Source organism: Agaribacter flavus (genome assembly GCF_042646125.1).
Classification (GTDB): Bacteria; Pseudomonadota; Gammaproteobacteria; order Enterobacterales; family Alteromonadaceae; genus Glaciecola; species Glaciecola flavus.
In genome coordinates, this window is the sequence record NZ_JBHRSW010000005.1 from 107,422 (window position 1) to 130,992 (window position 23,571).

The 23,571-nt window shown below is 43.0% G+C and carries 20 protein-coding genes; 9 read left to right on the forward strand and 11 right to left on the reverse strand.

The genetic code is table 11. From position 1 onward, the window contains the following. Window positions 1-8: 8 nt before the first annotated feature. From edd to zwf, 3 genes are read right to left on the reverse strand one after another with little or no spacing between them, the layout of a single operon-like run. Window positions 9-1,826: a phosphogluconate dehydratase gene (gene edd, locus ACFOHL_RS02590; RefSeq protein ID WP_376918639.1), complete on the reverse strand. Its 1,818-nt coding sequence runs from the start codon at window positions 1,824-1,826 to the stop codon at window positions 9-11. 1 nt (window position 1,827) lies between these two features. Beyond that, entirely contained in the window at window positions 1,828-2,520 is a 693-nt protein-coding gene (gene pgl, locus ACFOHL_RS02595) for a 6-phosphogluconolactonase (RefSeq protein ID WP_376918640.1), read from the reverse strand. Beyond that, complete coding sequence (zwf, locus tag ACFOHL_RS02600; RefSeq protein WP_376918641.1) at window positions 2,520-4,016, reverse strand: glucose-6-phosphate dehydrogenase; 1,497 nt, start codon at window positions 4,014-4,016, stop codon at window positions 2,520-2,522. The genes pgl and zwf overlap by 1 nt, the downstream gene beginning before the upstream one ends. Before the next feature lie 359 nt (window positions 4,017-4,375). On the opposite strand from zwf, the gene ACFOHL_RS02605 reads away from it, so the two are divergent. After that, complete coding sequence (locus tag ACFOHL_RS02605; protein ID WP_376918642.1) at window positions 4,376-5,230, forward strand: MurR/RpiR family transcriptional regulator; 855 nt, start codon at window positions 4,376-4,378, stop codon at window positions 5,228-5,230. Between the two features lie 24 nt (window positions 5,231-5,254). Further along, window positions 5,255-6,691 carry a pyruvate kinase gene (gene pyk / locus ACFOHL_RS02610; RefSeq protein WP_376918643.1) on the forward strand — a complete coding sequence of 479 codons (1,437 nt, stop codon included), beginning with the start codon at window positions 5,255-5,257 and terminating at the stop codon, window positions 6,689-6,691. Between the two features lie 171 nt (window positions 6,692-6,862). On the opposite strand, the gene ACFOHL_RS02615 is transcribed toward pyk, so the two are convergent. Then, window positions 6,863-7,414 carry an NAD(P)H nitroreductase gene (locus tag ACFOHL_RS02615; protein ID WP_376918644.1) on the reverse strand — a complete coding sequence of 184 codons (552 nt, stop codon included), beginning with the start codon at window positions 7,412-7,414 and terminating at the stop codon, window positions 6,863-6,865. Window positions 7,415-7,603: 189 nt separating this feature from the next. Between ACFOHL_RS02615 and sppA the strand changes: the two genes are divergently transcribed. Both sppA and ACFOHL_RS02625 read left to right on the forward strand, forming a co-directional pair. After that, on the forward strand, window positions 7,604-9,469 hold the full coding sequence (gene sppA / locus ACFOHL_RS02620) for a signal peptide peptidase SppA (protein WP_376918645.1): 1,866 nt from the start codon (window positions 7,604-7,606) through the stop codon (window positions 9,467-9,469). 77 nt (window positions 9,470-9,546) lie between these two features. Then, complete coding sequence (locus tag ACFOHL_RS02625; RefSeq protein WP_376918646.1) at window positions 9,547-10,047, forward strand: SprT family zinc-dependent metalloprotease; 501 nt, start codon at window positions 9,547-9,549, stop codon at window positions 10,045-10,047. Between the two features lie 47 nt (window positions 10,048-10,094). Here ACFOHL_RS02625 and yfbV read toward each other — a convergent pair whose 3' ends face one another. Beyond that, the gene (gene yfbV / locus ACFOHL_RS02630; protein WP_376918647.1) at window positions 10,095-10,541 is read right to left on the reverse strand and encodes a terminus macrodomain insulation protein YfbV; all 447 of its coding nucleotides are present in this window, start codon (window positions 10,539-10,541) and stop codon (window positions 10,095-10,097) included. 227 nt (window positions 10,542-10,768) lie between these two features. On the opposite strand from yfbV, the gene trxB reads away from it, so the two are divergent. The 4 genes from trxB to infA all read left to right on the forward strand — a co-directional run bounded on the left by trxB (window position 10,769) and on the right by infA (window position 13,466). Continuing rightward, window positions 10,769-11,722 carry a thioredoxin-disulfide reductase gene (gene trxB, locus ACFOHL_RS02635; RefSeq protein ID WP_376918648.1) on the forward strand — a complete coding sequence of 318 codons (954 nt, stop codon included), beginning with the start codon at window positions 10,769-10,771 and terminating at the stop codon, window positions 11,720-11,722. Window positions 11,723-11,745: 23 nt separating this feature from the next. After that, complete coding sequence (gene aat, locus ACFOHL_RS02640; protein WP_376918649.1) at window positions 11,746-12,474, forward strand: leucyl/phenylalanyl-tRNA--protein transferase; 729 nt, start codon at window positions 11,746-11,748, stop codon at window positions 12,472-12,474. Then, entirely contained in the window at window positions 12,441-13,157 is a 717-nt protein-coding gene (locus ACFOHL_RS02645) for an arginyltransferase (RefSeq protein WP_376918650.1), read from the forward strand. Before aat ends, ACFOHL_RS02645 begins: the two co-directional genes overlap by 34 nt. A 90-nt stretch (window positions 13,158-13,247) precedes the next feature. Then, window positions 13,248-13,466: a translation initiation factor IF-1 gene (gene infA / locus ACFOHL_RS02650; protein WP_006010397.1), complete on the forward strand. Its 219-nt coding sequence runs from the start codon at window positions 13,248-13,250 to the stop codon at window positions 13,464-13,466. An 86-nt stretch (window positions 13,467-13,552) separates the two neighbouring features. Here the strand turns inward: infA and clpA are convergent, their stop codons facing one another. Next, on the reverse strand, window positions 13,553-15,829 hold the full coding sequence (gene clpA, locus ACFOHL_RS02655) for an ATP-dependent Clp protease ATP-binding subunit ClpA (protein WP_376918651.1): 2,277 nt from the start codon (window positions 15,827-15,829) through the stop codon (window positions 13,553-13,555). Window positions 15,830-15,838: 9 nt separating this feature from the next. Next, complete coding sequence (gene clpS, locus ACFOHL_RS02660; protein ID WP_376918652.1) at window positions 15,839-16,144, reverse strand: ATP-dependent Clp protease adapter ClpS; 306 nt, start codon at window positions 16,142-16,144, stop codon at window positions 15,839-15,841. A gap of 490 nt (window positions 16,145-16,634) precedes the next feature. On the opposite strand from clpS, the gene cspD reads away from it, so the two are divergent. Further along, window positions 16,635-16,859, forward strand: a complete 225-nt coding sequence (gene cspD / locus ACFOHL_RS02665) for a cold shock domain-containing protein CspD (protein WP_376918653.1) — start codon at window positions 16,635-16,637, stop codon at window positions 16,857-16,859. A gap of 74 nt (window positions 16,860-16,933) precedes the next feature. Here the strand turns inward: cspD and ACFOHL_RS02670 are convergent, their stop codons facing one another. The 4 genes from ACFOHL_RS02670 to fabB form a co-directional block, all read right to left on the reverse strand. Then, window positions 16,934-19,999, reverse strand: coding sequence for a FimV/HubP family polar landmark protein (locus tag ACFOHL_RS02670; protein ID WP_376918654.1), 3,066 nt, complete (start codon window positions 19,997-19,999; stop codon window positions 16,934-16,936). Window positions 20,000-20,087: 88 nt separating this feature from the next. Next, entirely contained in the window at window positions 20,088-21,104 is a 1,017-nt protein-coding gene (locus tag ACFOHL_RS02675) for an aspartate-semialdehyde dehydrogenase (RefSeq protein ID WP_376918655.1), read from the reverse strand. A gap of 49 nt (window positions 21,105-21,153) precedes the next feature. After that, window positions 21,154-22,290 (reverse strand): 4-phosphoerythronate dehydrogenase, encoded by a 1,137-nt coding sequence (locus ACFOHL_RS02680; protein WP_376918656.1) that lies wholly within the window; start codon window positions 22,288-22,290, stop codon window positions 21,154-21,156. A gap of 8 nt (window positions 22,291-22,298) precedes the next feature. After that, window positions 22,299-23,510 carry a beta-ketoacyl-ACP synthase I gene (gene fabB / locus ACFOHL_RS02685; protein ID WP_376918657.1) on the reverse strand — a complete coding sequence of 404 codons (1,212 nt, stop codon included), beginning with the start codon at window positions 23,508-23,510 and terminating at the stop codon, window positions 22,299-22,301. Window positions 23,511-23,571 lie beyond the last annotated feature (61 nt).

Consider the following 23,571-nt stretch of genomic DNA (forward strand, 5'->3'; position numbering starts at 1 on the left):
ATGAACCTCTACTGCCCAACAAACAAAGAGCAGGCTCCTTGTTCGGCACCCGTAAGTGTTGAACGCATACCGGCAAACAACTCTCGTCCCATGCCTTCGTGGCTAGAGGACAAATCGACTGTGGCTGCTTGCCTTGCCGCGAGCTCTTGCTCACTTACATGTAAAGTGATGCTGTTGGTGGCTGTATCAATCTCAATCATGTCACCATTTTGCACTTTAGCGATTAACCCACCTTTATAGGCTTCTGGAGTTAGATGAATCGCCGCAGGTACTTTACCCGATGCGCCCGACATACGACCATCCGTCACTAAGGCAACTTTATAGCCCTTGTCTTGAAGTACACCCAGTGGAGGAGTTAGTCGATGTAATTCGGGCATTCCAATCGCTGCTGGACCTTGGAATCGAACCACCACCACACAATCTTTATTTAAGGCGCCGGACTGAAACGCTTCATCTAGCGCATACTGGTCATCAAATACAACTGCTGGCGCTTTAATATGACACTCGGGTTCACGCAATGCTGAGGTTTTAATAACAGAACGCCCCAAATTACCTTTTAACACTGATAAACCGCCATCTGGTTTAAACGGCGTGTCAACAGAAGCTAACACTTCAGTATCAAAAGAAGTTTGAGGTCCCTCTTCCCAGACCAACTCGCCATCTTTCAACTTTGGCTCTTTTGTATACTGTTCTAGGCCATCACCACAGATCGTTTTAACATCGTTGTGCAGCAAGCCCGCATCTAACAACTGTTTGAACAACAATGACATACCGCCAGCTGCTGTGAAATGATTAATATCCGCTGACCCATTTGGATAAATTCTTGTCAACAAAGGTGTTGCACTGGAAATATCAGAAAAATCATCCCAATTTACAATTAAGCCTGCTGCTCTTGCGACAGCAACCAAATGCATGGTGTGGTTTGTAGAGCCACCGGTTGCGAGCAAGGCAACAATACCGTTGACCATTGCCTTTGCATCAACAATGTGTCCAATTGGTGTGTAGTTATCGCCCAAGTCGGTTAAACGAGTGACTTGCCTAGCTGCCGCTCTTGTTAGCTCATCTCGTAAAGGGGTGCCTGGATTGACAAATGATGAGCCTGGAAGGTGTAAGCCCATGACTTCTACCACTAACTGGTTACTGTTTGCTGTACCATAAAAAGTACAGGTGCCTGCAGAGTGGTAAGATTGTGATTCCGCTTCTAGTAAGGCATCTCGCCCTACTTTGCCTTCAGCAAATTGCTGTCTAACTCGTGCTTTTTCTTTGTTGGGTAACCCAGAAGGCATCGGGCCTGCAGGGACAAACACCGTTGGTAAGTGACCAAAGCTCAACCCACCAAGTAAAAGACCAGGTACAATCTTGTCGCAAATGCCCAGCATCAGCGCGCCATCAAACATATTGTGGCTCAAGCCAACCGCTGCCCCCATTGCGATATTGTCGCGGCTCATTAAAGACAGCTCCATACCCGCATTGCCTTGGGTCACACCATCACACATGGCGGGGACACCGCCAGCAAACTGGGCAACACTACCTACACTTGAAATAGCGTCTTTTAATATCTGTGGGTAAGTCTCGTATGGTTGATGCGCACTAAGCATATCATTGTAAGAGGAGACGATAGCAATGTTTGACTTAATCATGCTACGCAAATCCGCTTTATCTTCCTTACCACAAGCGGCAAAACCATGAGCTAAATTACCACATGACAGAGCGCCACGATGTGGTCCTTCTCTTCTGGCTTTTTCAATTTTTGCTAAATAGGCAGCGCGAGTATCTTTACTACGCTCAATAATACGTTCTGTTACTTCTTGGATAATAGAATTCATTTTAAGGTGCCCACATTAATTGTAGTTCAGCATTGTCTGCTACCGCTTTTATCGGCCTTTCTAGCGCGGTGTGCTGTTGCAATGATTCATCTAAAACAGCTTTTTTGTCATCGCTAGTAATATGCAAGTAGATGTTTGTCGCACTCGCGATACTTGCCAATGTTAATGACATACGTTGATGAGGCGCGGTAGTAGGTTGCGTGGCAATAACGGACGATTCATTGTCTAATCGAAGCCCCTCTGCCAATTCGCTACTGCAAGGGAACAAAGACGCAGTATGACCGTCGCCGCCCATGCCTAAAATGACGACATCTATTGGTAAACGAACTTTAACCTTTTCATCGATATCTTTAACTGCCGCCTCGGCCGTCGCGGCATCTGTTTTGATAGATAGATACTGGGCTTTTGCCGCTTGATTTTGCAGTAAGTTTTGCTTAACCAAGGTTTGATTGCTTGCATCGTTGTCATCGCTGACCCAGCGCTCATCAACTAGTAAAACCGTGACTTTTTCCCAATCTATATCAGCTCTGTTCGACAATAGCTGAAACAAGGGCTTTGGCGTAGAACCTCCACTCACTGCTAAACTGGCCTCACCTTTTTGTGAAATGGCTGTGTTTAGGTTATCTGCTATTTTATTGGCAAAGCTTTCGTTTAGGGCTTCTCTGTTCGCGAACACGTTCTCGATTAAGGCCATTATTTTTTCTTCCTGCTTAACTTACTCTCGTACCAAGATCTGTCATGTCTTGCCAGCAAACCGATGGAAGACACGGGCCCCCATGTGCCCGCTTGATAAGGTTCAGGACCTTCAGAACAAGTTTTCCAAGCTTCGAGAATAGAGTCCACATATTTCCAAGCATGCTCTACTTCATCTCTACGCACAAACAGAGCTTGATTACCGAGCATCACTTCTAAGAGTAACTTCTCGTAAGCGTCAGCAATACGCAAATCAGCAAACTCTTCAGAAAAACTTAAATCTAGTTGCGACTTTTGTAAGCTCATGCTGCCTGAACTTGTGAGGCCAGGCACTTTGTTCATGACGGTAATTTGTACACCTTCATCCGGTTGTAATCGGATCACGACTTTATTTGGCGGTAAAGATGTAAAACTATCACCAAATAAGTTATGCGGTTGACGCTTAAAATAAATGACAACTTCACTGACCTTATTTGGTAAACGTTTACCTGTGCGCAAATAGAAAGGCACGCCTGCCCAACGCCAATTGTCAATTTCGGCTTTTATCGCAACAAAGGTTTCAGTTTTACTTTTTTGATTAGCATCTGGCTCTTCCAAATACCCCGGTACTTCTTTTCCAGCAACAAAGCCACCGGTATACTGACCACGAACGGTATTTTCATTAATATTTGATGCGTTGATTGGGCGCAGCGCCTTTAAGACTTTAACTTTTTCGTCTCGGATATTGCTTGCCGCTAGTGTAGAAGGAGGCTCCATCGCCACTAAAGACAATATTTGCAATAAGTGATTTTGAACCATATCCCGCATCTGTCCAGCGTCGTCAAAGTATCCCCAACGCCCCTCTATACCGACAGATTCAGCCACCGTAATTTGGACATGATCGATACAGTTGTGATCCCAGTTTGTTGCAAATATCGAGTTAGCAAACCTCAAGGCAATCAGGTTTAAAACAGTTTCCTTACCCAAATAGTGGTCAATGCGATAGATTTGACGCTCTTCAAAGAACTCAGCGACCTGATCATTAATAACGCGAGATGACTCAAGATCGTGACCAATTGGCTTTTCCAACACGACCCGGACACTGTCATCAATTAATTCAGCAGCGTTCATGCCACGGCAGATATCACCGAATATCGAAGGCGGCGTAGCAAAATAACAAACCATCACACGCTCAGGGTCTACATGCTCAGACAACTTGCCATAGTCGTCGTGGCTACGCATATCAACCTGTGCATAATCCAATCTTGCCTCAAACTTTGCCCACGTGTCTTCACAAATTGCTTCACCGGCAAACTTTAGAAAGTTTTCTTTTACTAAAGCTGCATATGATTCAGGTGTATGCTCTTGACGTGCAACGCCGATAACTTTGGTGCCATCATGAAGTAAACCGGCTTTTTCGAGTTGATATAAAGAAGGAAGGAGCTTGCGTCTTGCTAGGTCACCGTTGGTACCGAACAAAACAAAATCAATAGGTTCGTAATTGGTATCAGACGACATGTGCTGTGCCTCTTAATAAAGATTTTTGGTCTGCGTTGTTTGCGCGCTAGTAAACTATAAATGTAGTAAAATTACAAATATTTCGTTACTTATGAATAACAATTAAGCACATTAAGCGACAGAAAAATCGATTAAATTGCTAGTGAAAACTATTCGTTAAAGTCGCTAAACATTTGATTTATGGTTATTTAGAAATGTCCACGGTATACCAATACACGCTGTAACATCACTTATGAAAATTACTTTCAGTCTTGAAATATTTTTGTTAAAAAGTTACAACTTGTGTCATACTAACGCTGTATAGCGACAATATTGTTACAAATCGATCAAAATAACAACCGACTTGCAGTGTTTGATACATGAATATACTTGAAAAAATTTCTCTTGACATGGAAGAGTTCAGCAAATCTGAGAAAAAGGTCGCTGAAGTTATTTTAGCCAACCCACAAGCCGCTATTCATTCAAGTATTGCCGCGCTCGCCAAAACATCAAATGTAAGTGAACCTACTGTCAATCGATTTTGTCGGCGCCTTGACACAAAAGGCTACCCAGATTTCAAGTTACACTTAGCTCAAAGCCTTGCAAACGGCACTCCTTATGTCAATCGACATGTTGATGAGTTTGATAGCCCGTCTGAGTACACAAACAAAATTTTCGAATCGACCATGGCAGCGCTCGAAGTAGCAAGGCAATCCGTGGACATCGCCATGGTAAACAGAGTAGTTGATTTGCTTACCCAGGCAAAAAAGATTTCATTTTTTGGCTTGGGCGCGTCGGCGTCTGTTTGTGACGACGCCGTTAATAAATTTTTCCGTTTTAATGTGCCGGTCATCCATTTTGACGATATACTTATGCAACGCATGAGTTGTATGAATTGTGCCGAGGGTGACGTCGTCATTTTTATTTCACATACGGGACGAACAAAAAGCTTGGTTGATGTCGCTAATATTGCAAGAGAAAATGACGCAACCGTAGTAGGTATTACATCGGAGGGTACGCCTTTGTCAAAAGCCTGTAACTATGTGCTGTCATTATCTGTACCGGAAGATACAGATTTATACATGCCAATGGCGTCGCGTATTGCTCAACTCACCTTAATTGATGTGTTGGCAACCGGCTTTACGCTTCGCAGAGGCAATAAATTCAGAGAAAACCTTAAACGTGTGAAAGACACCTTAAGGGGATCTCGTTATAACAGACAAGAAAACACTTAACAAACCACAACATCGAGACATAATATGACCCGTCGCACTAAAATACTTGCCACTCTTGGCCCTGCAACTGATACCAGTGAAATGATCGAAGCTATCATTGCTGCCGGTGCCAATGTTGTACGTATGAACTTTTCTCATGGACAACCAGAAGATCATATTGAGCGCGCCAAACGCGTGCGTGCAGCCGCAAAAAAACTGAATAAATATGTCGGCATACTAGGTGATTTACAGGGTCCAAAAATTCGCGTTTCACGATTTAAAAACGGCGCCATTCAGTTGGCAGTTGGTCAAAACTTTGTTCTCGACGCCGAATTAGGTAAAGAGGACGGCGACGACAATGCCGTCGGTATCGATTACAAAGCACTTCCTGACGACGTAAAAAGTGGTGATATTCTTTTATTGGATGATGGTCGCATTCAGTTACGCGTACTTTACGTAGAAGGACGTAAAGTGTTCACAGAAGTCACCGTGGGTGGAAAGTTAAGCAATAATAAAGGTATTAACCGTCAAGGTGGCGGCTTATCCGCAGAAGCCTTGACCGAAAAAGATAAGCAAGACATTCATACAGCCGCGGCAATGGGCGTGGATTACTTAGCTGTGTCTTTCCCACGTTCAGGTGCTGACTTAGACTATGCACGTGAGTTAGCTGTTGCAGCAGGTTGTAACGCTAAGATTTGTGCAAAAGTAGAAAGAGCAGAAACTGTTGCCAGTGACGAAGCTATTGACGATATCATCCGTGCCTCTGATGCTGTAATGGTCGCACGGGGTGACTTGGGTGTTGAAATAGGTGATGCAGAGCTAGTCGGTGTACAGAAAAAATTGATCAAACGTTCTCGCCAATTGAATCGTGTAGTCATCACTGCTACCCAAATGATGGAATCGATGATAGAAAGCCCAATGCCAACACGCGCAGAAGTAATGGACGTTGCAAATGCTGTGCTGGACGGAACTGATGCCGTTATGCTCTCTGCAGAAACAGCCGCGGGTTCATTCCCTGTAGAAACGGTGCAAGCGATGGCGCGCGTGTGTGAAGGTGCAGAAAGTCATCCAAGCGTTAAAATTAGCAAGCATCGCGTAGATGGCGAGTTTTCAGATGTCAGTGAGACAGTTGCGATGTCGGCCGTTTACGCTGCTAATCACCTTAACGGGGTAAAAGCCATTGTTGGTCTGACAGAAAGCGGGAACACGCCAAAACTCATGTCACGGATCACTACCTCCCTACCGATATTTGCCCTATCCCGTCATGAGGATACACTCAACTTAATGGCCTTATATCGGGGTGTTAAACCTATGTATTTCGACTCTACAACTTGCCCTCCTGGCGGTGTAACTAAAGAGGTTATGCTTAAACTAAAAGAATCAGGTGCACTAAAAGAGGGCGAAAAATTCATCCTCACCTATGGTGATACGATGGAACAAGTTGGGGCAACCAATGTATTTAAGGTAGTGGCAGTTTCTTAACACGACTACCTCAAAGCATCGCTCAGTTTTAAACAGCTAAGGGCTAAGCTTGATATAAACCAGCTTAGCCTTTTGTTTAAGTACCGAGTGTCTAGGGTCTGTTGACCTTTGGTGTACAGACCTTAGTTATCCCTTAACCCAAGTCATTCAAATCGTAGCCAACAAGCCCATTCAATCCCAGTATTGTACAAATCCATTTTGAGATTTAGCGGGTTTCTGCATTGTTTTCAGGCAGGACGTGCCAAGATATAAAAAGCCCATGATTTCATCCTGCTCAGCGCAGTCGAAGGCGTTTTTAACGTATTGGTCTTGTGCGTACTTGCCTGTGCGCCAAATTCCTTGAAAACCTTGCGCAACAGCAGCCATTTGCATAGCACTAAGTGCGCAAGCAGCAGAAGCTATTTGCTCTACTCGAGGCACGCCATCACAGGCCTTGTATTCACAGATCCCTACAATGACCATTGGCGCCCTAAGTGGCAACTGCGGCGCACGCGTGATAACTTTTTCATCTTCATTGTTTAGCTTAGCTGCTTGTTCAAAAATTTGGCCTAACTTGATCAGTCCTTGTCCCTGACAAACGACAAAACGCCATGGCGACAAGCATTTATGATCAGGGGCACGTAATCCGGCCTGAATGATATTATTCAAAGCATCACCGCTGGGTGCAGGTGCTTCTAAACGTGGTTGAGAGCTTCTAGTAAGGAGTAAATCAATGGCTAGCATAGTAATCCGAAAATCTGTTTGTTTTTTTATTTAAAACACATAGCAGCTTGTACTTCAGATATGCATTGCTAAGTGAATTTGGTAGTTTGCCATTCTACATGAAAAAGACACATTAATTTACAAATTGCAGATGTTGTTTAAAAGCAGACTTGAGTAAACTACGAATAAGAAAAACTAAAGGTAGTTTAAATGGCTGAAAAAACCGGTATAACCAAATCGATTTTCCTTGGAATATGGAATGTTCTTAATTTTAGTCGCAGGCTCTTACTCAACATTATTTTTTTCGCCATCATAATTGGTGTCATCATTGCCATCAGTTCTGGCGGTGACGATCAATTAGTGGTTGAGAAAAAAAGTGCGCTAGTACTAGATCTGAAGGGTAATCTTGTTATTGAAAAAACCTATGTCGATCCGACAGAAGCGTTTATACAAGAAGCCACTGGTCAAGAACCTGAAAACCCAGAAATTTTGGTACGCGAACTTGTAAAAGTTATTAACAATGCGAAAGATGATAGCGATATCGAAACCATCATTCTCCGACTAGAGCGCTTCAGCGGTGGCGGTTTAGACAAGTTGAGAAAGGTGGCACAAGCTATTGAGAATTTCAAAACTTCAGGTAAGCCCGTTTACGCAATTGCAGACTACTACAATAGAAATCAATATTATCTCGCCGCGCACGCCGATAATGTCTATTTGAACCCAATGGGTGGCATGCTAATCGAGGGCTACGCGTATTATGGTAGTTACTATAAAGAAGCCTTAGAAAAACTCAAAGCCTCGCCTCATGTCTTTAAGGTCGGTAAATATAAATCAGCCGTCGAACCATTCATTAGAAACGATATGTCACCCGAAGCAAAAGAAGCTAACGCCGCATGGCTAAACGAGTTATGGGTACAGTATAAAACTGAGGTAGCGGCCGCGAGAGAATTTGAAACTCATAATTTCGACGAAACCTTTGATGTATTTTTGGAAAAATTTGAAAATGTAAATGGTGACTTTGCAGAATACGCGCTCAATAATGGATGGGTAGATGGCCTGCGCACGCGTGAAGAGTTCAGACAAGAAATCACAGAGTTACTGGGCAAAGGCAAAAACGACAGCCCTTTTAACTCTGTCTCATACCACGCTTATCTCAATTTAATTTCGCCTAAAGTCCCCGTACCAGAAGGCGATGGTGACAAAGTTGCTATTGTAGTTGCCAAAGGCACAATACTAGATGGTGATCGCAAACCAGGTACGATAGGCGGTGACTCAACTGCTAGGCTACTGAGAAAAGCAAGACAAGACAACAAAGTAAAAGCGGTTGTTTTGCAAGTAGACTCTGGTGGTGGTAGTGCCTTTGCTTCAGAAGTCATTCGACAAGAAATTGAATTGCTCAAAGCTGCTGGTAAGCCTGTAGTTGCCTCGATGTCTACGTATGCTGCTTCAGGGGGGTATTGGATCTCAGCAAGTGCTGATCACATTCTTGCAGAACCAAACACCATTACTGGTTCAATCGGTATATTTGGATTTTTTGCTACTTTTGAACGCTCTTTCAACTACTTAGGCATACACTCGGACGGTGTCAGTACCAATGAACTAAACGGTATTGCCATTGACCGTCCTTTATCTAGTGGATACGCCAGTTTCATACAAATGAATATTGAACGTGGATACGATAGGTTCATTAGCCTTGTCGCTAATGAGAGAGAAATGACGAAAGAAGCTGTTGATGAAATAGCACAAGGGAGAGTGTGGATAGGCACACAAGCACTTGAGTTAGGCTTAGTTGACGAATTGGGCGGTGTAGACCGTGCTGTCGAAAAAGCAGCGGAGCTTGCTGAAATAAGCGAATATAAAACTACTTACATCAAGCGACAACTAACTAAAGAAGAACAGTTCCTGCAACAGCTTTTCAATGCGTCAGCCAAATGGTTTGATGCTATCGATCTTTCTGTACCTGTAAACCCGTTGATGCAAATCGCAAAAGACGTCGAAAAAGAAATTGCCGAAATTAGCCAACTCAATGATCCTGATGCGGCTTATGTGCTTTGCATGGAATGTCGGGTAGAATAAACTCCATGCCAACTAAGACCCAAAAATAAAGGAAGCATAGCTTCCTTTATTTTTGCCTACATGTTTTGACCTTGCTCATGAGTACAAATCTATTAGCACAAGCCCAAACGACGCTTTCTAGTTTACTTGAAAAGCTCAGCGATACGCAGTTCAGCACAATGCCAAAGCCAAGCATTAGTTTAAACCAAACAGGCACGATTGCGGGTGCTGCGGAGCTGCAAAAAAATAATATCCGTCTGCACCCAAAACTATTTGAACAAAATCGCCAGTATTTTTTACAACAAGTGTTACCTCACGAATTGGCTCACCTCGTCGTATACAAATACTTCGGAAAAGTGAAACCACATGGAAAAGAATGGCAATATCTTATGCAAGACATCTTTCACTGCCCTGCGCACAGAACACATAAGTTAGACATTACTCAACTCGGCATCAAAGGTTTTACATATGCGTGTGATTGTGGGGAAATAGAGCTCAGTGTTCGTCGTCACAATAAAGTGAAAAACAAAAAGCAAATTTACGTGTGTAGAACCTGCAAAAAAGAACTATATTTTATTGCGGATAGAGTGAGTGAGTAATAGTTGCGAAATCGTACTCACAATCGGTCTCGCTCTGTTTAAGACAGTTAAAAAAGCTGCTTAGTAAACGCTTTGTCCAGTTGTTTAAACGCTGAGTTTAATAGTTTTGCTAGTGTCTTAAAGCTTGGCTTTGACGGCGTGTTTTCTAGCGCGCAGCCTTGTTCTTGCATTTTGTTGTACACTTCTTTGTAGAGCAACAAAATATGAGGAGGAAGCGGTTGGTTGGCTCTATGCCCCAGCCAAAACAGCCCCTGTACAGGTAGAGAAAAGAAGAAAATCCCAATAGCCAAAGCCTGCGGTAAATGCGTCACGCCTAAGTAATTCAGCTGCAAAGCAACCATCAGCACCGCAATTGGCGGCATTACTTGTATACCAAATTTAGTAGCAGCAATAATTCTGCACTCTGGAAATAATGAATACAAAGCTGGCTTCATCGGCCAAATAGACATGTACTCATGACCATCTTTTAGATAGCTTGGACGAAACTGGAACATGTTATGAACATTAACTCCTAATGATACCTACTAAAATTCTAGCACAGATGGTAGCCTTATCGGCAATTATAACTTTTCGTTTAGCTATACTCTTCTAGTAGAGTGACTATAATCCTAAATGTTCAAAGAACATAGGCATACAAAAATTAAGTGTACAACAGAATTGATTTACACGAAATAAGCCGTATATATAGAAACAATCGCGATTTTAAAATTTGGAGAATTACATGGCAGATAGCAGACACGTCCCTTTACTTATTTTAGGTTCGGGACCCGCTGGCTATAGTGCAGCCGTATACGCGGCAAGAGCTAATTTGAACCCCGTATTGCTAACGGGTATACAACAAGGTGGTCAGTTGACCACCACTACCGAAGTAGAAAACTGGCCAGGTGATCCTGAAGGCTTAACGGGTCCAGATTTAATGGTAAGAATGCAAAAGCATGCAGAGAAGTTTGATACTGAAATCATATTTGATCACATCAATGAAACAGACTTACTACAACGTCCTTTTACGCTGAAAGGAGATAATGGTACATACACTTGTGACGCACTTATCATAGCCACAGGTGCCTCTGCAAAATACCTCGGATTGGAGTCAGAGCAAGCCTTTATGGGTAAAGGGGTCAGTGCTTGTGCTACCTGTGACGGTTTCTTTTATCGAAATCAAAAAGTGGCAGTTGTAGGCGGCGGTAATACAGCCGTCGAAGAGGCACTATATCTGTCTAACATTGCCTCTGAAGTGCATGTTATTCATAGAAGAGACAGTTTTCGCAGTGAAAAAATTCTCGCCCAACGTTTGTTAGACAAAGCAGAAAATGGCAATGTCGTGCTGCATTTAAATAAGACGCTTGACGAAGTCACAGGAGACGACATGGGTGTCACAGGTATCAATATAAAAGATACCAATACAGGTGAAACTTCTTCGCTGGATATCATGGGTCTCTTTATTGCCATCGGGCACAGTCCAAACACCTCAATATTTGACGGACAACTGGAAATGAAAGATGGCTACATAGTGGTAAACAGTGGGCTAAATGGCAATGCAACTCAGACGAGTGTCCCAGGTGTTTTTGCCGCTGGCGACGTAAGCGACCATATATATAGACAGGCCATCACCTCTGCCGGCACCGGCTGTATGGCTGCCTTAGATGCAGAAAAATACCTCGATGCTTTAGAATAAGTCCTTCGTCGGCTTAAGCTTTGATGATTGAACTTTTTAAGCTTGATCATAGTTTAAACTTTCCTGCCCATCAGCTCGCGTTAAGCGAGCCAAATGGGCTGCTTGCGTTTGGCGGTGATTTAAGTCCCGAACGCTTATTGCATGCCTACAAAAATGGTATATTCCCGTGGTTTAGTGAGGGTGAACCAATATTATGGTGGACGCCAAATCCCCGTGGGATTATCAATTTAACGACTTACCAACCAAGCCGTTCATTGCGCAAAAACGTACGTAAATATAATTATCGCGCGACAATGAACCATGCATTTGACGCTGTTATAAAAAAATGCGCTACCATCCCACGTCATATTGAGAAAAATACAGAAAATCCCAATAGCACTTGGATCACAAACGAGATGATCCATGCTTATATTGATTTGCATTACATGGGTCACGCGCATTCAGTGGAAATTTGGGATACGAACAACACATTAGTAGGTGGTTTGTATGGTATTGCATTGAACAATATATTTTGCGGTGAATCCATGTTTCACGTGAGTACTGATGCTAGTAAGGCGGCGCTTTGGGCACTGGCCGAACATATGAGAGCCTTTGGCATGCCAATCATTGATTGCCAAATGTCTAATCCTCATTTGACCTCACTGGGTTGTGAAGAGATTGATCGCGACAACTTTTTACACATTCTAAAACAAGCATCAGAAACTGAAGTAGGCGCTGAATGTTGGAAAAAACAAACCCTATTCTTCAAATGAAATTTGGCGTAACACAGCGCTTTCCGTGTAATTATTTACAAGGAGAAGAAGAACAACTTCTGGTATGCATGTCACCCAGTGAAGAATTGCCTCAAGTATATGGAAACTTACTGAACAACGGTTTCAGACGTTCAGGTGAGCAATTATATAGACCTCATTGTGCACATTGTAACGCCTGTCAGTCTATCCGAATCATGGTAAATGAGTTTACCTATTCCCGTTCTCAAAAACGTATATTGCAAAAAAACAAATCTCTCACCCTACACGAAAGGCATGACGAGCGGGATGATTATTACCCGTTGTATGAATCGTACATCAATCAAATGCACGCAGACGGCACCATGTTTCCTGCTAACTACGAGCAATATGCTAATTTTGTTCGTTGCCAGTGGCAGCAACCTATCTTTCTTGAAGCGAGAGACGAAGGAAAGTTAGTAGCGGTTGCGGTAACAGACCAAGTAGAGCACGGTTTGTCAGCCTTATATACTTTTTACTCTCCCGATTACCAAGCACGCTCTTTAGGGTCTTTTATGATCCTAAAACAAGTGGCACTCACCAAAGACAAAAATCTGCCTTTTCTGTACCTCGGTTACCAAATTGATGAGTGTCGAAAAATGAATTATAAGCAAAAATTCAAGCCTCATCAGCGCTTGGTGAACCACAAATGGCTTATCTATCGATAAATTATCAGGAAATACTTTACTAATGCCTCAACTTTTTGTATGGTTCGCGCGGCAAAAATTTATCATAAAACGTTGAGGTTACAGCTTTAGATGGCGAAAGAAGATTGTATTGAAATGGAAGGTACGGTTTTAGACACGTTACCAAATACCATGTTCAGAGTAGAGTTAGAAAATGGTCACGTTGTGACAGCTCACATTTCCGGGAAAATGCGCAAAAACTACATTCGTATTTTAACAGGTGATAAGGTAACTGTAGAAATGACCCCTTACGACTTGAGCAAAGGTCGTATTATTTATCGCGCCCGTTAATTTATTGCTGAACGCCATTTAAAAATAAACCCGCTACATGCGGGTTTATTTCTTTATACTAGCAAACCAGGTGTTGTTTTGCCGTTTTATGATTGCGCTTCCTTTTTCGTGTCTTCCACACTGGTGTAAGAGAAAGTTAGTTTTTCTTTGTTCAGCCCTACTTTTACTTCCCCACCTTTGCTTAATTGACCAAACAGTAATTCAGACGCCAACTCTTTCTTAAGCTGCTCTTGAATCACTCTAGCCATGGGTCTCGCTCCCATTGCTTTGTCATAGCCTTTTTCTGCTAACCAAGAACGTGCTTTTTCAGTCACTTCAAGCGAGACACCTTTTGCGTCTAACTGCGCTTGCAACTCGATGATAAATTTATCCACAACTTGTAAAATCACTTCTTGATCTAAGTGATTAAACCATACAATACCATCGAGGCGGTTGCGGAACTCTGGTGTAAAGGTTTTATTAATTTCGGACATTGCATCGTGGCTATGATCTTGTTGCTTAAAGCCTATCGATTTTTTGACTGTCGCCTGTACACCTGCATTGGTGGTCATGACCAAAATCACATTCCTAAAATCAACTTTACGACCGTTATTATCAGTTAAGGTGCCGTGATCCATAACTTGTAGCAATATGTTGTAGATATCGCTATGTGCTTTTTCTATTTCGTCAAGTAACACAACTGAATAGGGATTTTTAATCACCGCATCTGTTAGCAAACCACCTTGGTCATAACCTACATACCCAGGAGGCGCACCAATTAACCGACTGACAGAATGCCTTTCCATATACTCAGACATATCGAAACGAATCAACTCAACCCCCATAATCTTGGCAAGTTGTTGCGTGACTTCCGTTTTACCCACGCCAGTTGGCCCTGCAAATAGAAAGTTAGCTATCGGTTTGGCTTCGCTACCCAAACCTGAGCGAGACAATTGAATCGCGTCATTCAGCTTTTCTATTGCTTCGTCTTGACCAAATACCACCATTTTTAAATTACGCGCCAAGTTCTTCAGTACATCTTTGTCAGATGCTGATACTGATTTTTCTGGTATTCTGGCGATTTTAGAAATGATTTGCTCGATATCGCTTACGCCAATGGTTTTCTTACGCTTAGACTCTGGTAATAAGCGTTGACGCGCGCCAGCTTCATCGATGACATCAATCGCTTTGTCAGGCAATTGTCGTTCATTAATATACTTGGCTGAAAGCTCTGCGGCAGCCTGTAAGGCTTTTTGGGTAAACCTTACACTGTGATGCTCTTCATAGCGCGATTTTAAGCCAATCAAAATTTTTGTGGTGTCTTCTACACTCGGTTCAACCACATCGATTTTTTGGAACCTTCTTGCAAGTGCCCTATCCTTCTCGAAAATACCTTGGTACTCCTGATAGGTAGTAGAGCCTAAGCAACGCAATTCACCACTCGACAATTTAGGCTTGAGTAAATTAGAGGCATCCATTACCCCACCAGAGGCCGCGCCGGCACCAATAATGGTATGGATTTCGTCAATGAATAAAATAGCGTGCTTGTCTTTGCTTAACTCTTTTAATATGCCTTTTAAGCGCTTCTCAAAGTCGCCGCGGTATTTTGTACCAGCTAGCAAACCACCTAAATCAAGCGAATAAATGGTGCTCTCACTGATAACCTCAGGCACATCGTCATTGACGATACGATAAGCCAAACCCTCTGCGATAGCGGTTTTACCCACGCCTGCTTCACCAACCAGTAAAGGATTGTTTTTACGACGACGACACAAAATCTGAATGCTGCGTTCTACTTCACTGTCACGACCGATTAGAGGATCAATTTTGCCCTCTTTTACGGCAACATTTAGGTTAGTTGCATACTTAACGAGCATCGATTGATTCTCTTCAGTATCTGCTCCCTCTTCACTTATTTCTTCCTGCGGACTGTCTTCACTGTCATCGTTTTTACTTACGCCATGTGAAATATAATTGACCACATCTAAACGCGTTACATCTGCTTTTTTGAGGATGTACACGGCTTGAGACTCTTGTTCACTGAAAATCGCCACAAGCACGTTAGCACCTGTCACTTCACCTTTCCCAGAAGATTGAACATGGAAGACTGCGCGTTGTAACACACGTTGAAAACCAAGGGTAGGTTGTGTTTCTCGCTCCACACTCTCATCATCAGAAAGCAAAGGCGTGGTTTCATTTACAAAATCAGTTAGTTCGGCTCTGAGTACGTCTACTTTCGCACCACAGGCTTTTAGGGCTTCATTTGCGGCAATATTGTCCAAGAGCATGAGCAGTAGATGCTCTACTGTCATAAACTCATGTTTATTTTGACGCGCATATACAAAGGCTTCGTTCAAGGTTTGTTCTAAATCTTTATTAAGCATAACTTCCCCTTATTGCGCAGGTTCCATGGAGCACATCAACGGATGTTGGTGTTTTCGAGAATATTGGTTAACCTGCATTACTTTTGTCTCTGCTATCTCTGCAGTATATATGCCACAAACAGCCTTCCCCTGATAATGCACGGTTAGCATTAGCTGGTTCGCCTTGTCTGAATCCATTGCAAAAAACTTCATTAATACCTCAATAACAAAATCCATAGGCGTATAGTCATCATTATTGAGCATTACTTTATACATCGGCGGTGGTTGCGTTTTCTGTCGCTGTTTTTCTAACTGCTTTTCACCTTCTATAGCCATAATAAAACTTTTTGCATCCCAGTTTACATATTAATCATTTTCGACCGTCGAACACTAGAGCCTGTTGGTTTTTACTAACTATTTATACTACAGACAATTCTTCGCTTCACAACCTTAAAAAAGCCTAGGTTTGGTGTGACTAGCTTAGGCTCTTTTAGAGAAGTATGACGCAAAATTCAGTGCAGCAAAAACAGCAAATTAAAAACGACAACCCATCGTGTTTTATAGATAACTTAAAACCAGTTTCTACTTAGAGCTAAACTTTAATGTAAAAGTTTAATCTTTAGTAGCATGGATTTGGTTATTTACTTGACAAATTTATCATCAAGACACTACATTTATACTGTGATGCTTATGTGTTGTGAGTCACGGCAGTCACCACTTGAATGAGTACGCCCAGTGTTTTCCTTGGCGCAATACAATACTTCGTAGTATTTATAGTGGAGACTAGATCAAAAGTTTTCAAGGAATACGAATAGGAAGTTGTATAATGGCAGTTGGTAAAGTTAAGTGGTTCAATAACGCAAAAGGGTTCGGATTTATCGTTCCTGAGGATGGTGGCGAAGATATTTTCGCGCATTACTCAACGATAAAAATGGACGGCTATCGCTCGCTAAAAGCAGGTCAGACGGTGACGTTTGAAATTGAGCAAGGCCCTAAGGGTTTGCATGCAGAAAATATTGATTTGGCGGAAGACGACGAATCAAGTAGGTAAAAGTCGTCTTACCTTTCCAAAGGCGTATTTTCTCATCTCGACACACACTCGATTAGGCAGAGGTTTTCTCTGCCTTATTGTTTTTGGATACTAGCAAGTAGTTCTTTAGCTTCATTTATCTGCTCATCACTACCATTTTCTATGACTTCGTTCAAGACCTCTGACGCTGCCTCATAGTCTTCCATATCAATATATACCTGCGCCAGATCTAAGTTACCTGCTTGGTCAACATCCAGCGTTTCAGGCTTGTTAGCAAGGTTGTCATTCTCTTTCAACTTATCTAGAGAACTACCCAAGTCGAGAGCAAGATCATTGTCAGTTTTAGGATCGGCTACGTCTGACTCTATAATTAAGTCATCGACATCAACAAAGTCTTCAACCGGATCTGTAAAGTCTGGATCTTTTTCATTTTCAGACATCAAGGCGTGAAGATCTAATCCTGAAGCATCAATTTCTTCCTCAAGCTCAGGTGCAGCTGGTGACTTTTCTTCATTAAATGCACTTGGCGCGTCTTCCTCGTCTAGGATATCCGCGACATCATCTATCTCAGCTAAAATCGAGTCGAAATCAGATTCAGCAATCGCAGCTAAATCGTCGCTCTCAGAGTTTTCACCATCGTCCAACGCTTCGCCGTCACTGGAAGCAGTTTCTTCGTCTAACCATTCGTCGAGATCAGGCAAGTCAGCCAAAAAGTCATCGTCGTCGCTCAAGGCTTCATCATTCGTTTTCGGCTCGATTTGTTTGTCCGTGTCATCAGCTTGTTCTGCGTCTGTAGGCGCTGATTCTGAGCCTTCATCTGTATTGTCCGACAATGAAGGAATATCATCCAACAAATCGTCAATGAAGTCTTGATCGCTCTCTTCAGCATCATTCGCTTCGCCCATTTCTTCCAACAGCGAATCTAATTCATCTTTTACTTCATTCTCTTCTGTTAATTCTTCTAACAAATCGTTGGCAAGCGAATCCGTTGAATCAATAGGGAGGGCTTCCGCCTCTAGATCGATTTCTTCACTGTCAACATCGCTCACTGACGCGTCAGTTTGCGGGTCTACTGCTTCACTAGATTCGCCTTGTGTACTGACATTACTCTCGCCATCGTCATTGGTGAATTCTTCCAACAGTTCATCTAGCTCTTGGCTAGCTAATTCATCTTCTGACAATTCTGCAACGAGTTCATCAGACAAGTCATTCGATTCTTCTTGCACTTGATCTGACAACTCTGCCAGTAATTCATCTGGGTCGACGATTTCATCATCGCCCTCAACATTGGCTGAATCAATTTTGCTTTCAATTTCTGAAGAACCCTCTGCCTCTTTTTGTATAGAGTCTGAATCTGCTTCTGAAGTGTCGATAGGGTCATCATCAGATTCAGTATTTTCGTCTAGTGCTTCATCCCTATTTACTGCACTACTAGGTTGACTGTTTTGTTCGAGCAGATCATCAATATCAGTGATGGCTTCGGGCTGCTCATCGGCTTCAAGGGGCGTATCATCATCGGCTACGCTTTCTAAATCAGACAATATTTCGTCGGTAAGTTGATTTATTTCTTCATCTTTTTGATGGATTTGTTGTTCAATTTGATCAATGGTGTTCTCATCAATTTCACCATCTTCGTTTAAACTCACGCCCGTGGGCATTCCATCGTCGTCATCGCCTTGTTCAGTCAGGCCATCAATTTCTAAGGCATTGTCTTCATCGTTGTTTGATGTTTCCTCATTCCCGACAATAGAATCAGCATCAGGATTATTCGATGCATTGTCTTCTGTTGATGTCTCTTCGTCAGCAGCAGACAATTGACCGTCCTGTTCTTCTAAATCCAATGACTCAAGATCTGTAGAATCAGTCTCTACTGTCTTTGCTGCACTCGTATCTTCATCTTCATCATCCGATAAATTAATGGACTCATTGCCCATTTCATCATCGTCGAGATCGATAGACTCGGCGTCAAAGTTGACTTCTCCCGTATCAACCGTGTCTGTTTTATCTATCTCATTATCAGTGGCATTAGGAACCAACATTTCGTCGTCCAAATCACCAAAATCGTCAATATCGTCGACTTTGATTTCATCTAAGCCGTCTTCCAATTGCTCACCAAGAATATCGTCACTGTCTTCTACTGGCAGCTCAGCTTCAAGCGCAGCCATAAGCTCATCAGCCTCAGCCGATGCCGCATCATCAATTTCACCAATGACGAGTTCATCGTCAACAATATCATTGCTTTCTTTTGCTTTCTCTAGTTGTGTTTCTTTCTCAGGAGCTTGTCCCCCAGAAGGACGTCTAAGTAGCCATATTGCTAAAGCGATCAGTACGACTAGAGTAAAACCTGTGCTCAACAAGATTATGCCTGTTGTACTTGTAAGCTTGGTCCATATGGATTCAGATTCTTTTTCTAATTGACGTTGTTGCGCTTCTTTTACGAGGGCAATCAGTTCTTTTTGAAGTACCAATTGTTCGTCTATTTGATCTTGAACATCGCCCTCTACTTTGTTCCGCAAATCGGCAATATCATTGTTGACTTGGTCAAGACGCGCATACAAACGTTTATTCTCGTCTAATAGAGCTTGGACACTATCGATAGATGACGATACCTGGTCTTTGATTGCGCCAAACTGCGCATTTTGCTGACGGTTCAGGGCATTGAGCTGGCTTTGAAGCTGTCGCTGGGTATTAGACAGATCTTCTTGATTAACTAAGGGAACCTCAGGTTTCAAATTTTCTGCTGAAATTTGTCCCGCTTCGTTTGTAGGCTGCACCGAGTTAGCACGTCCAAAGGCGTGATCATCAGCTTCAGCTTTGGCTTTAGCATGCTGGGGGTTCATGCGAGCGATGTAGCGATCACTCGGTAAGCGCAAAGTGGCACCGTTTACCATTGTATTAAAGTTTTGATTTTCAAAAGCTTGTGGATTTAGCTCGTAAATTGCCAGCATGGTTTGATACACAGAAAATTGCGCATCTTGTTTGTATCTGCTAGCTATTCTCCACAAGGTATCAGTCGCATCTATTGGACCATAGACAACACCCGAATACACATCCTCTGCATTTCGCGGACCTTGGATCTGAACTTGAGATTCAACGACGTGAGGGCGAAAACCTATGAGTAACATCACTAACATGAATAATGAAATGCGTTTAATACTCAAAGCTGTGTTCCACCTTTAAAAATATATGCCCCCAACTGACCGTCGGGGAATGGTTATCAACTATTTATCGGCATCAACATAAGATTGTTTACAGGTACTCGGCAATTAGGGCTTCGGCTATTTGGATGCTATTTGTTGCCGCCCCCTTTCTTATATTGTCCGACACCACCCACATATTGATTCCATTCGGGTGAGAAATATCATTGCGCACTCTGCCCACGTGCACACTGTCGTTACCACTAGCCTCACTCACTTGCGTTGGGAAGTCCTCGCGTTTGTCATATAGTGTGACGCCAGGCGCATCAGCAAGTAAGGCTGTAACCTGTTCTGCATCTATTGGTTGATGCGTTTCAATGTGGAGAGCCTCTCCATGACCATAAAAAACCGGTACTCTAACCGCAGTAGCATTGACCAAAATCGTACTATCACCCATAATTTTTTGGGTTTCCCACACCATTTTCATCTCTTCTTTGGTGTAGTCATTGTCCATAAAGACATCTATTTGCGGTATGACATTGAATGCAATTTGACGCGAAAACGCTTTGTCCGTAATGGGTTTGGCATTGAGTAATTCTGCGGTTTGTTTGGCTAAACCCTCAGCAGCACTTTTCCCTGCCCCCGAAACGGACTGATAAGTGCTTACGTTAATTCTGGCAATACCTACTGCCTCATGAATCGGTTTGAGTGCAACAAGCATCTGAATAGTCGAGCAGTTTGGATTAGCGATGATATTTCGATTTCGAAAATCTGCTAAAGCTGACTTATTTACCTCAGGTACAACCAAAGGCACATCATGTTCGTATCTAAACTCAGATGTATTATCAATGACGACACAGCCAGCATCTGCGGCTATCGGTGCATATTTAGCTGATACGCTACCACCAGCGGAGAAAAAGGCCAAATGCACGCTACTCCAATCAAATTCATCGGCATCGATAACGGTGATTTTTTCACCCTTAAAATCAAGCTCATCACCCGCTGAACGCGCGCTGGCGAGCGGAAAAAGTTGATCGATAGGAAATTTGCGCTCTGCCAGCAAGTCGATGATAGTTTGACCAACTAAACCAGTAGCACCCAAAATCGCAACATTGTATGCGTTTGACATATAGAAACATAACCCTTTTACTCAGACGGCATGCCCATCGAGCTTTTACCTAAGAGACTGAAAAGCCAAGTGAGCTTAACGTTAATTTATCTGCAGCGTCATCAACACTTATGTCAACTGCGTCAAACTCTCTTCTTATTGGGTAATTTTTTCGAATGGGCGTAATTGATTCGGATTTTGCCATGTGCTGACGGAAAAAACTATCATCATTTTCAATATCATAGAAACACTTCACGAGGCTACTTAAAGAAGTTTGATTCAAATTTTGATGTGCAAAAGACTGTGTGCAGGCAGTCAATTCATGAGAATGATCCATTTGGGGTAAAAATTCAGCTAAGCTATGTTGTTTTTCCACGCCAAGAAATGCGCAAAGCTTATCGTAAAGTATACTGGTTCCTCTTGCTTTACCCTCCAACGAATGGCCAGCGATATGTGCGGTTGCCAAACGGCAGCGTGACATCAAATCTGTCGATATGTAAGGTTCATTTTCCCAACAATCCATTACTAATTGCGGACAATCGTCATTCATATCGAGTAAGGCTTGAGTATCGATTAGTTCCCCTCGACTTGCACTGACAATATATTGTGAGCTTTGCATACTATTCAGCACATCACTATTAAACATGTGCTTAGTTGGGTATTGCCCATTATGTGTTAGTGGCGCATGCAAAGATATAATATCGGCCTGCAACACCTCTTCGAAGATTGATGAGCTAAAGTTGGCGTCGATGGCTGCTCTAGGCGGGTCATACAATACAACTTGCATACCTAATGCGGTTGCGATGTCTGCAACTTGCTTCCCCACGGCACCTACTCCCACAATAGCGATCTGCTTATTTTTGAGAAGAAAGCCATCCTGTTCAGCCAAATATAACAATGCAGCAAGGACGTACTCGGCCACCGCTCTGGCATTGCAGCCTGCTGCCGATGTCCACGTAATGTTTTTGTCATCTAAAGCGGCTGTATCAAAATGATTTATCCCTGCTGTCGCAGTTCCAACAAATTTAAGATTGTTTCCACATTCAAGTAGCGAGGCGTCAACTTTTGTTGTTGAACGTGTGAGCAGAACATCGGCATTCGCCAGCGCCTCACTAGAGATTTTTCCCAATTCGAAAGGTTCGCATATCCCGATATGCCCAAAGAACGCCTCGGCATAGGGCATGACACTATCATAAAGTATTTTCACGGCTTAACTTACTGATATTTCTTGAATACCAATGATGCGTTTGTGCCGCCAAAACCAAAACTGTTAGACATCGCAAGGTCTACCGCTTGTTCGCGCGCCGTCGTCACAATATCCAAACCTTTCGCTTGATCATCGAGCGTTTCAATATTGATGGAAGGGCTGATAAAGTCGTTTTGCATCATTAACAGCGTAAATATGGCTTCGTGCACCCCTGCTGCACCTAAGGCATGACCAGTTAAAGATTTCGTTGCACTTATTGCTGGACTATTTTCACCAAACACCTCTTGAATCGCTTTGAGTTCTTGCACATCACCCACAGGCGTTGAAGTGCCATGAGTATTCAAATAATCCAGTTTTTGATCGATGCCGTGCATTGCCATACGCATGCATCGAGCCGCGCCTTCGCCTGAAGGAGCGACCATATCATAGCCATCAGATGTTGCACCGTAGCCGACGATTTCGCCATAAATTTTTGCTCCACGCGCAAGCGCATGCTCTAATTCTTCAACGACAACCATACCGCCGCCGCCTGAGCTGACAAAACCATCGCGATTGGCATCATAGGTTCGAGAGGCCAATGCCGGCGTATCATTGTATTGACTTGAAAGTGCACCCATCGCATCAAATTGACTCGAAAGCGACCAATGAAGTTCCTCGCCTCCGCCTGCAAAAACCATGTCTTGTTTACCCAGTTGAATCAGCTCCCAGGCATTGCCAATACAATGTGCACTGGTTGCACACGCCGAGGCGATAGAATAATTCACACCTTTTATCTTGAAAGGTGTCGCCAAACAAGCAGACACAGTGCTTGCCATACAACGCGTTACCATGTAAGGCCCCATTCTTCTTACGCCTTTGGCTCGCAGTATATCCGCAGAGTTCACTTGATTTTCTGACGACGCACCGCCCGAACCCGCAATAATCCCTACCCTCTCACTTGAGTAGTCCTTTTCTTCTAACCCTGCATCTACGATAGCTTGTTGCATAGCTAGGTAGGCGTAACTTGATGCATCCCCCATAAAACGCAAAGCTTTACGGTCGATCATTTCCTTTAGGTCGAGTTTTACATTTCCCCATACTTGGCTTCGCAAGCCCATTTCTGCAAACTGCTCAGAAAATGTAATTCCAGAGCTACCGCTTTTTAATGACTCTGTTACTTCATTAGCATTATTTCCGATACTTGATACAATGCCTAAGCCGGTAATCACTGCGCGTTTCATTTATCACCTTTTAATATTTTACTTCTTTCAATTTCGCCAAAGGGCGGGATCATACTTTTTA

Coding starts and splice junctions, on each gene's coding strand:
- ACFOHL_RS02605 (WP_376918642.1), top strand. CDS start 4,376: ATGAATATACTTGAAAAAATTTCTCTTGACATGGAAGAGTTCAGCAAA.
- cspD (WP_376918653.1), top strand. CDS start 16,635: ATGGCAGTTGGTAAAGTTAAGTGGTTCAATAACGCAAAAGGGTTCGGA.
- clpA (WP_376918651.1), bottom strand. CDS start 15,829: ATGCTTAATAAAGATTTAGAACAAACCTTGAACGAAGCCTTTGTATAT.
- edd (WP_376918639.1), bottom strand. CDS start 1,826: ATGAATTCTATTATCCAAGAAGTAACAGAACGTATTATTGAGCGTAGT.
- clpS (WP_376918652.1), bottom strand. CDS start 16,144: ATGGCTATAGAAGGTGAAAAGCAGTTAGAAAAACAGCGACAGAAAACG.
- pyk (WP_376918643.1), top strand. CDS start 5,255: ATGACCCGTCGCACTAAAATACTTGCCACTCTTGGCCCTGCAACTGAT.
- fabB (WP_376918657.1), bottom strand. CDS start 23,510: ATGAAACGCGCAGTGATTACCGGCTTAGGCATTGTATCAAGTATCGGA.
- aat (WP_376918649.1), top strand. CDS start 11,746: ATGATTGAACTTTTTAAGCTTGATCATAGTTTAAACTTTCCTGCCCAT.
- ACFOHL_RS02625 (WP_376918646.1), top strand. CDS start 9,547: ATGAGTACAAATCTATTAGCACAAGCCCAAACGACGCTTTCTAGTTTA.
- sppA (WP_376918645.1), top strand. CDS start 7,604: ATGGCTGAAAAAACCGGTATAACCAAATCGATTTTCCTTGGAATATGG.
- yfbV (WP_376918647.1), bottom strand. CDS start 10,541: ATGTTCCAGTTTCGTCCAAGCTATCTAAAAGATGGTCATGAGTACATG.
- ACFOHL_RS02645 (WP_376918650.1), top strand. CDS start 12,441: ATGTTGGAAAAAACAAACCCTATTCTTCAAATGAAATTTGGCGTAACA.
- ACFOHL_RS02615 (WP_376918644.1), bottom strand. CDS start 7,414: ATGCTAGCCATTGATTTACTCCTTACTAGAAGCTCTCAACCACGTTTA.
- zwf (WP_376918641.1), bottom strand. CDS start 4,016: ATGTCGTCTGATACCAATTACGAACCTATTGATTTTGTTTTGTTCGGT.
- ACFOHL_RS02675 (WP_376918655.1), bottom strand. CDS start 21,104: ATGTCAAACGCATACAATGTTGCGATTTTGGGTGCTACTGGTTTAGTT.
- trxB (WP_376918648.1), top strand. CDS start 10,769: ATGGCAGATAGCAGACACGTCCCTTTACTTATTTTAGGTTCGGGACCC.
- pgl (WP_376918640.1), bottom strand. CDS start 2,520: ATGGCCTTAATCGAGAACGTGTTCGCGAACAGAGAAGCCCTAAACGAA.
- infA (WP_006010397.1), top strand. CDS start 13,248: ATGGCGAAAGAAGATTGTATTGAAATGGAAGGTACGGTTTTAGACACG.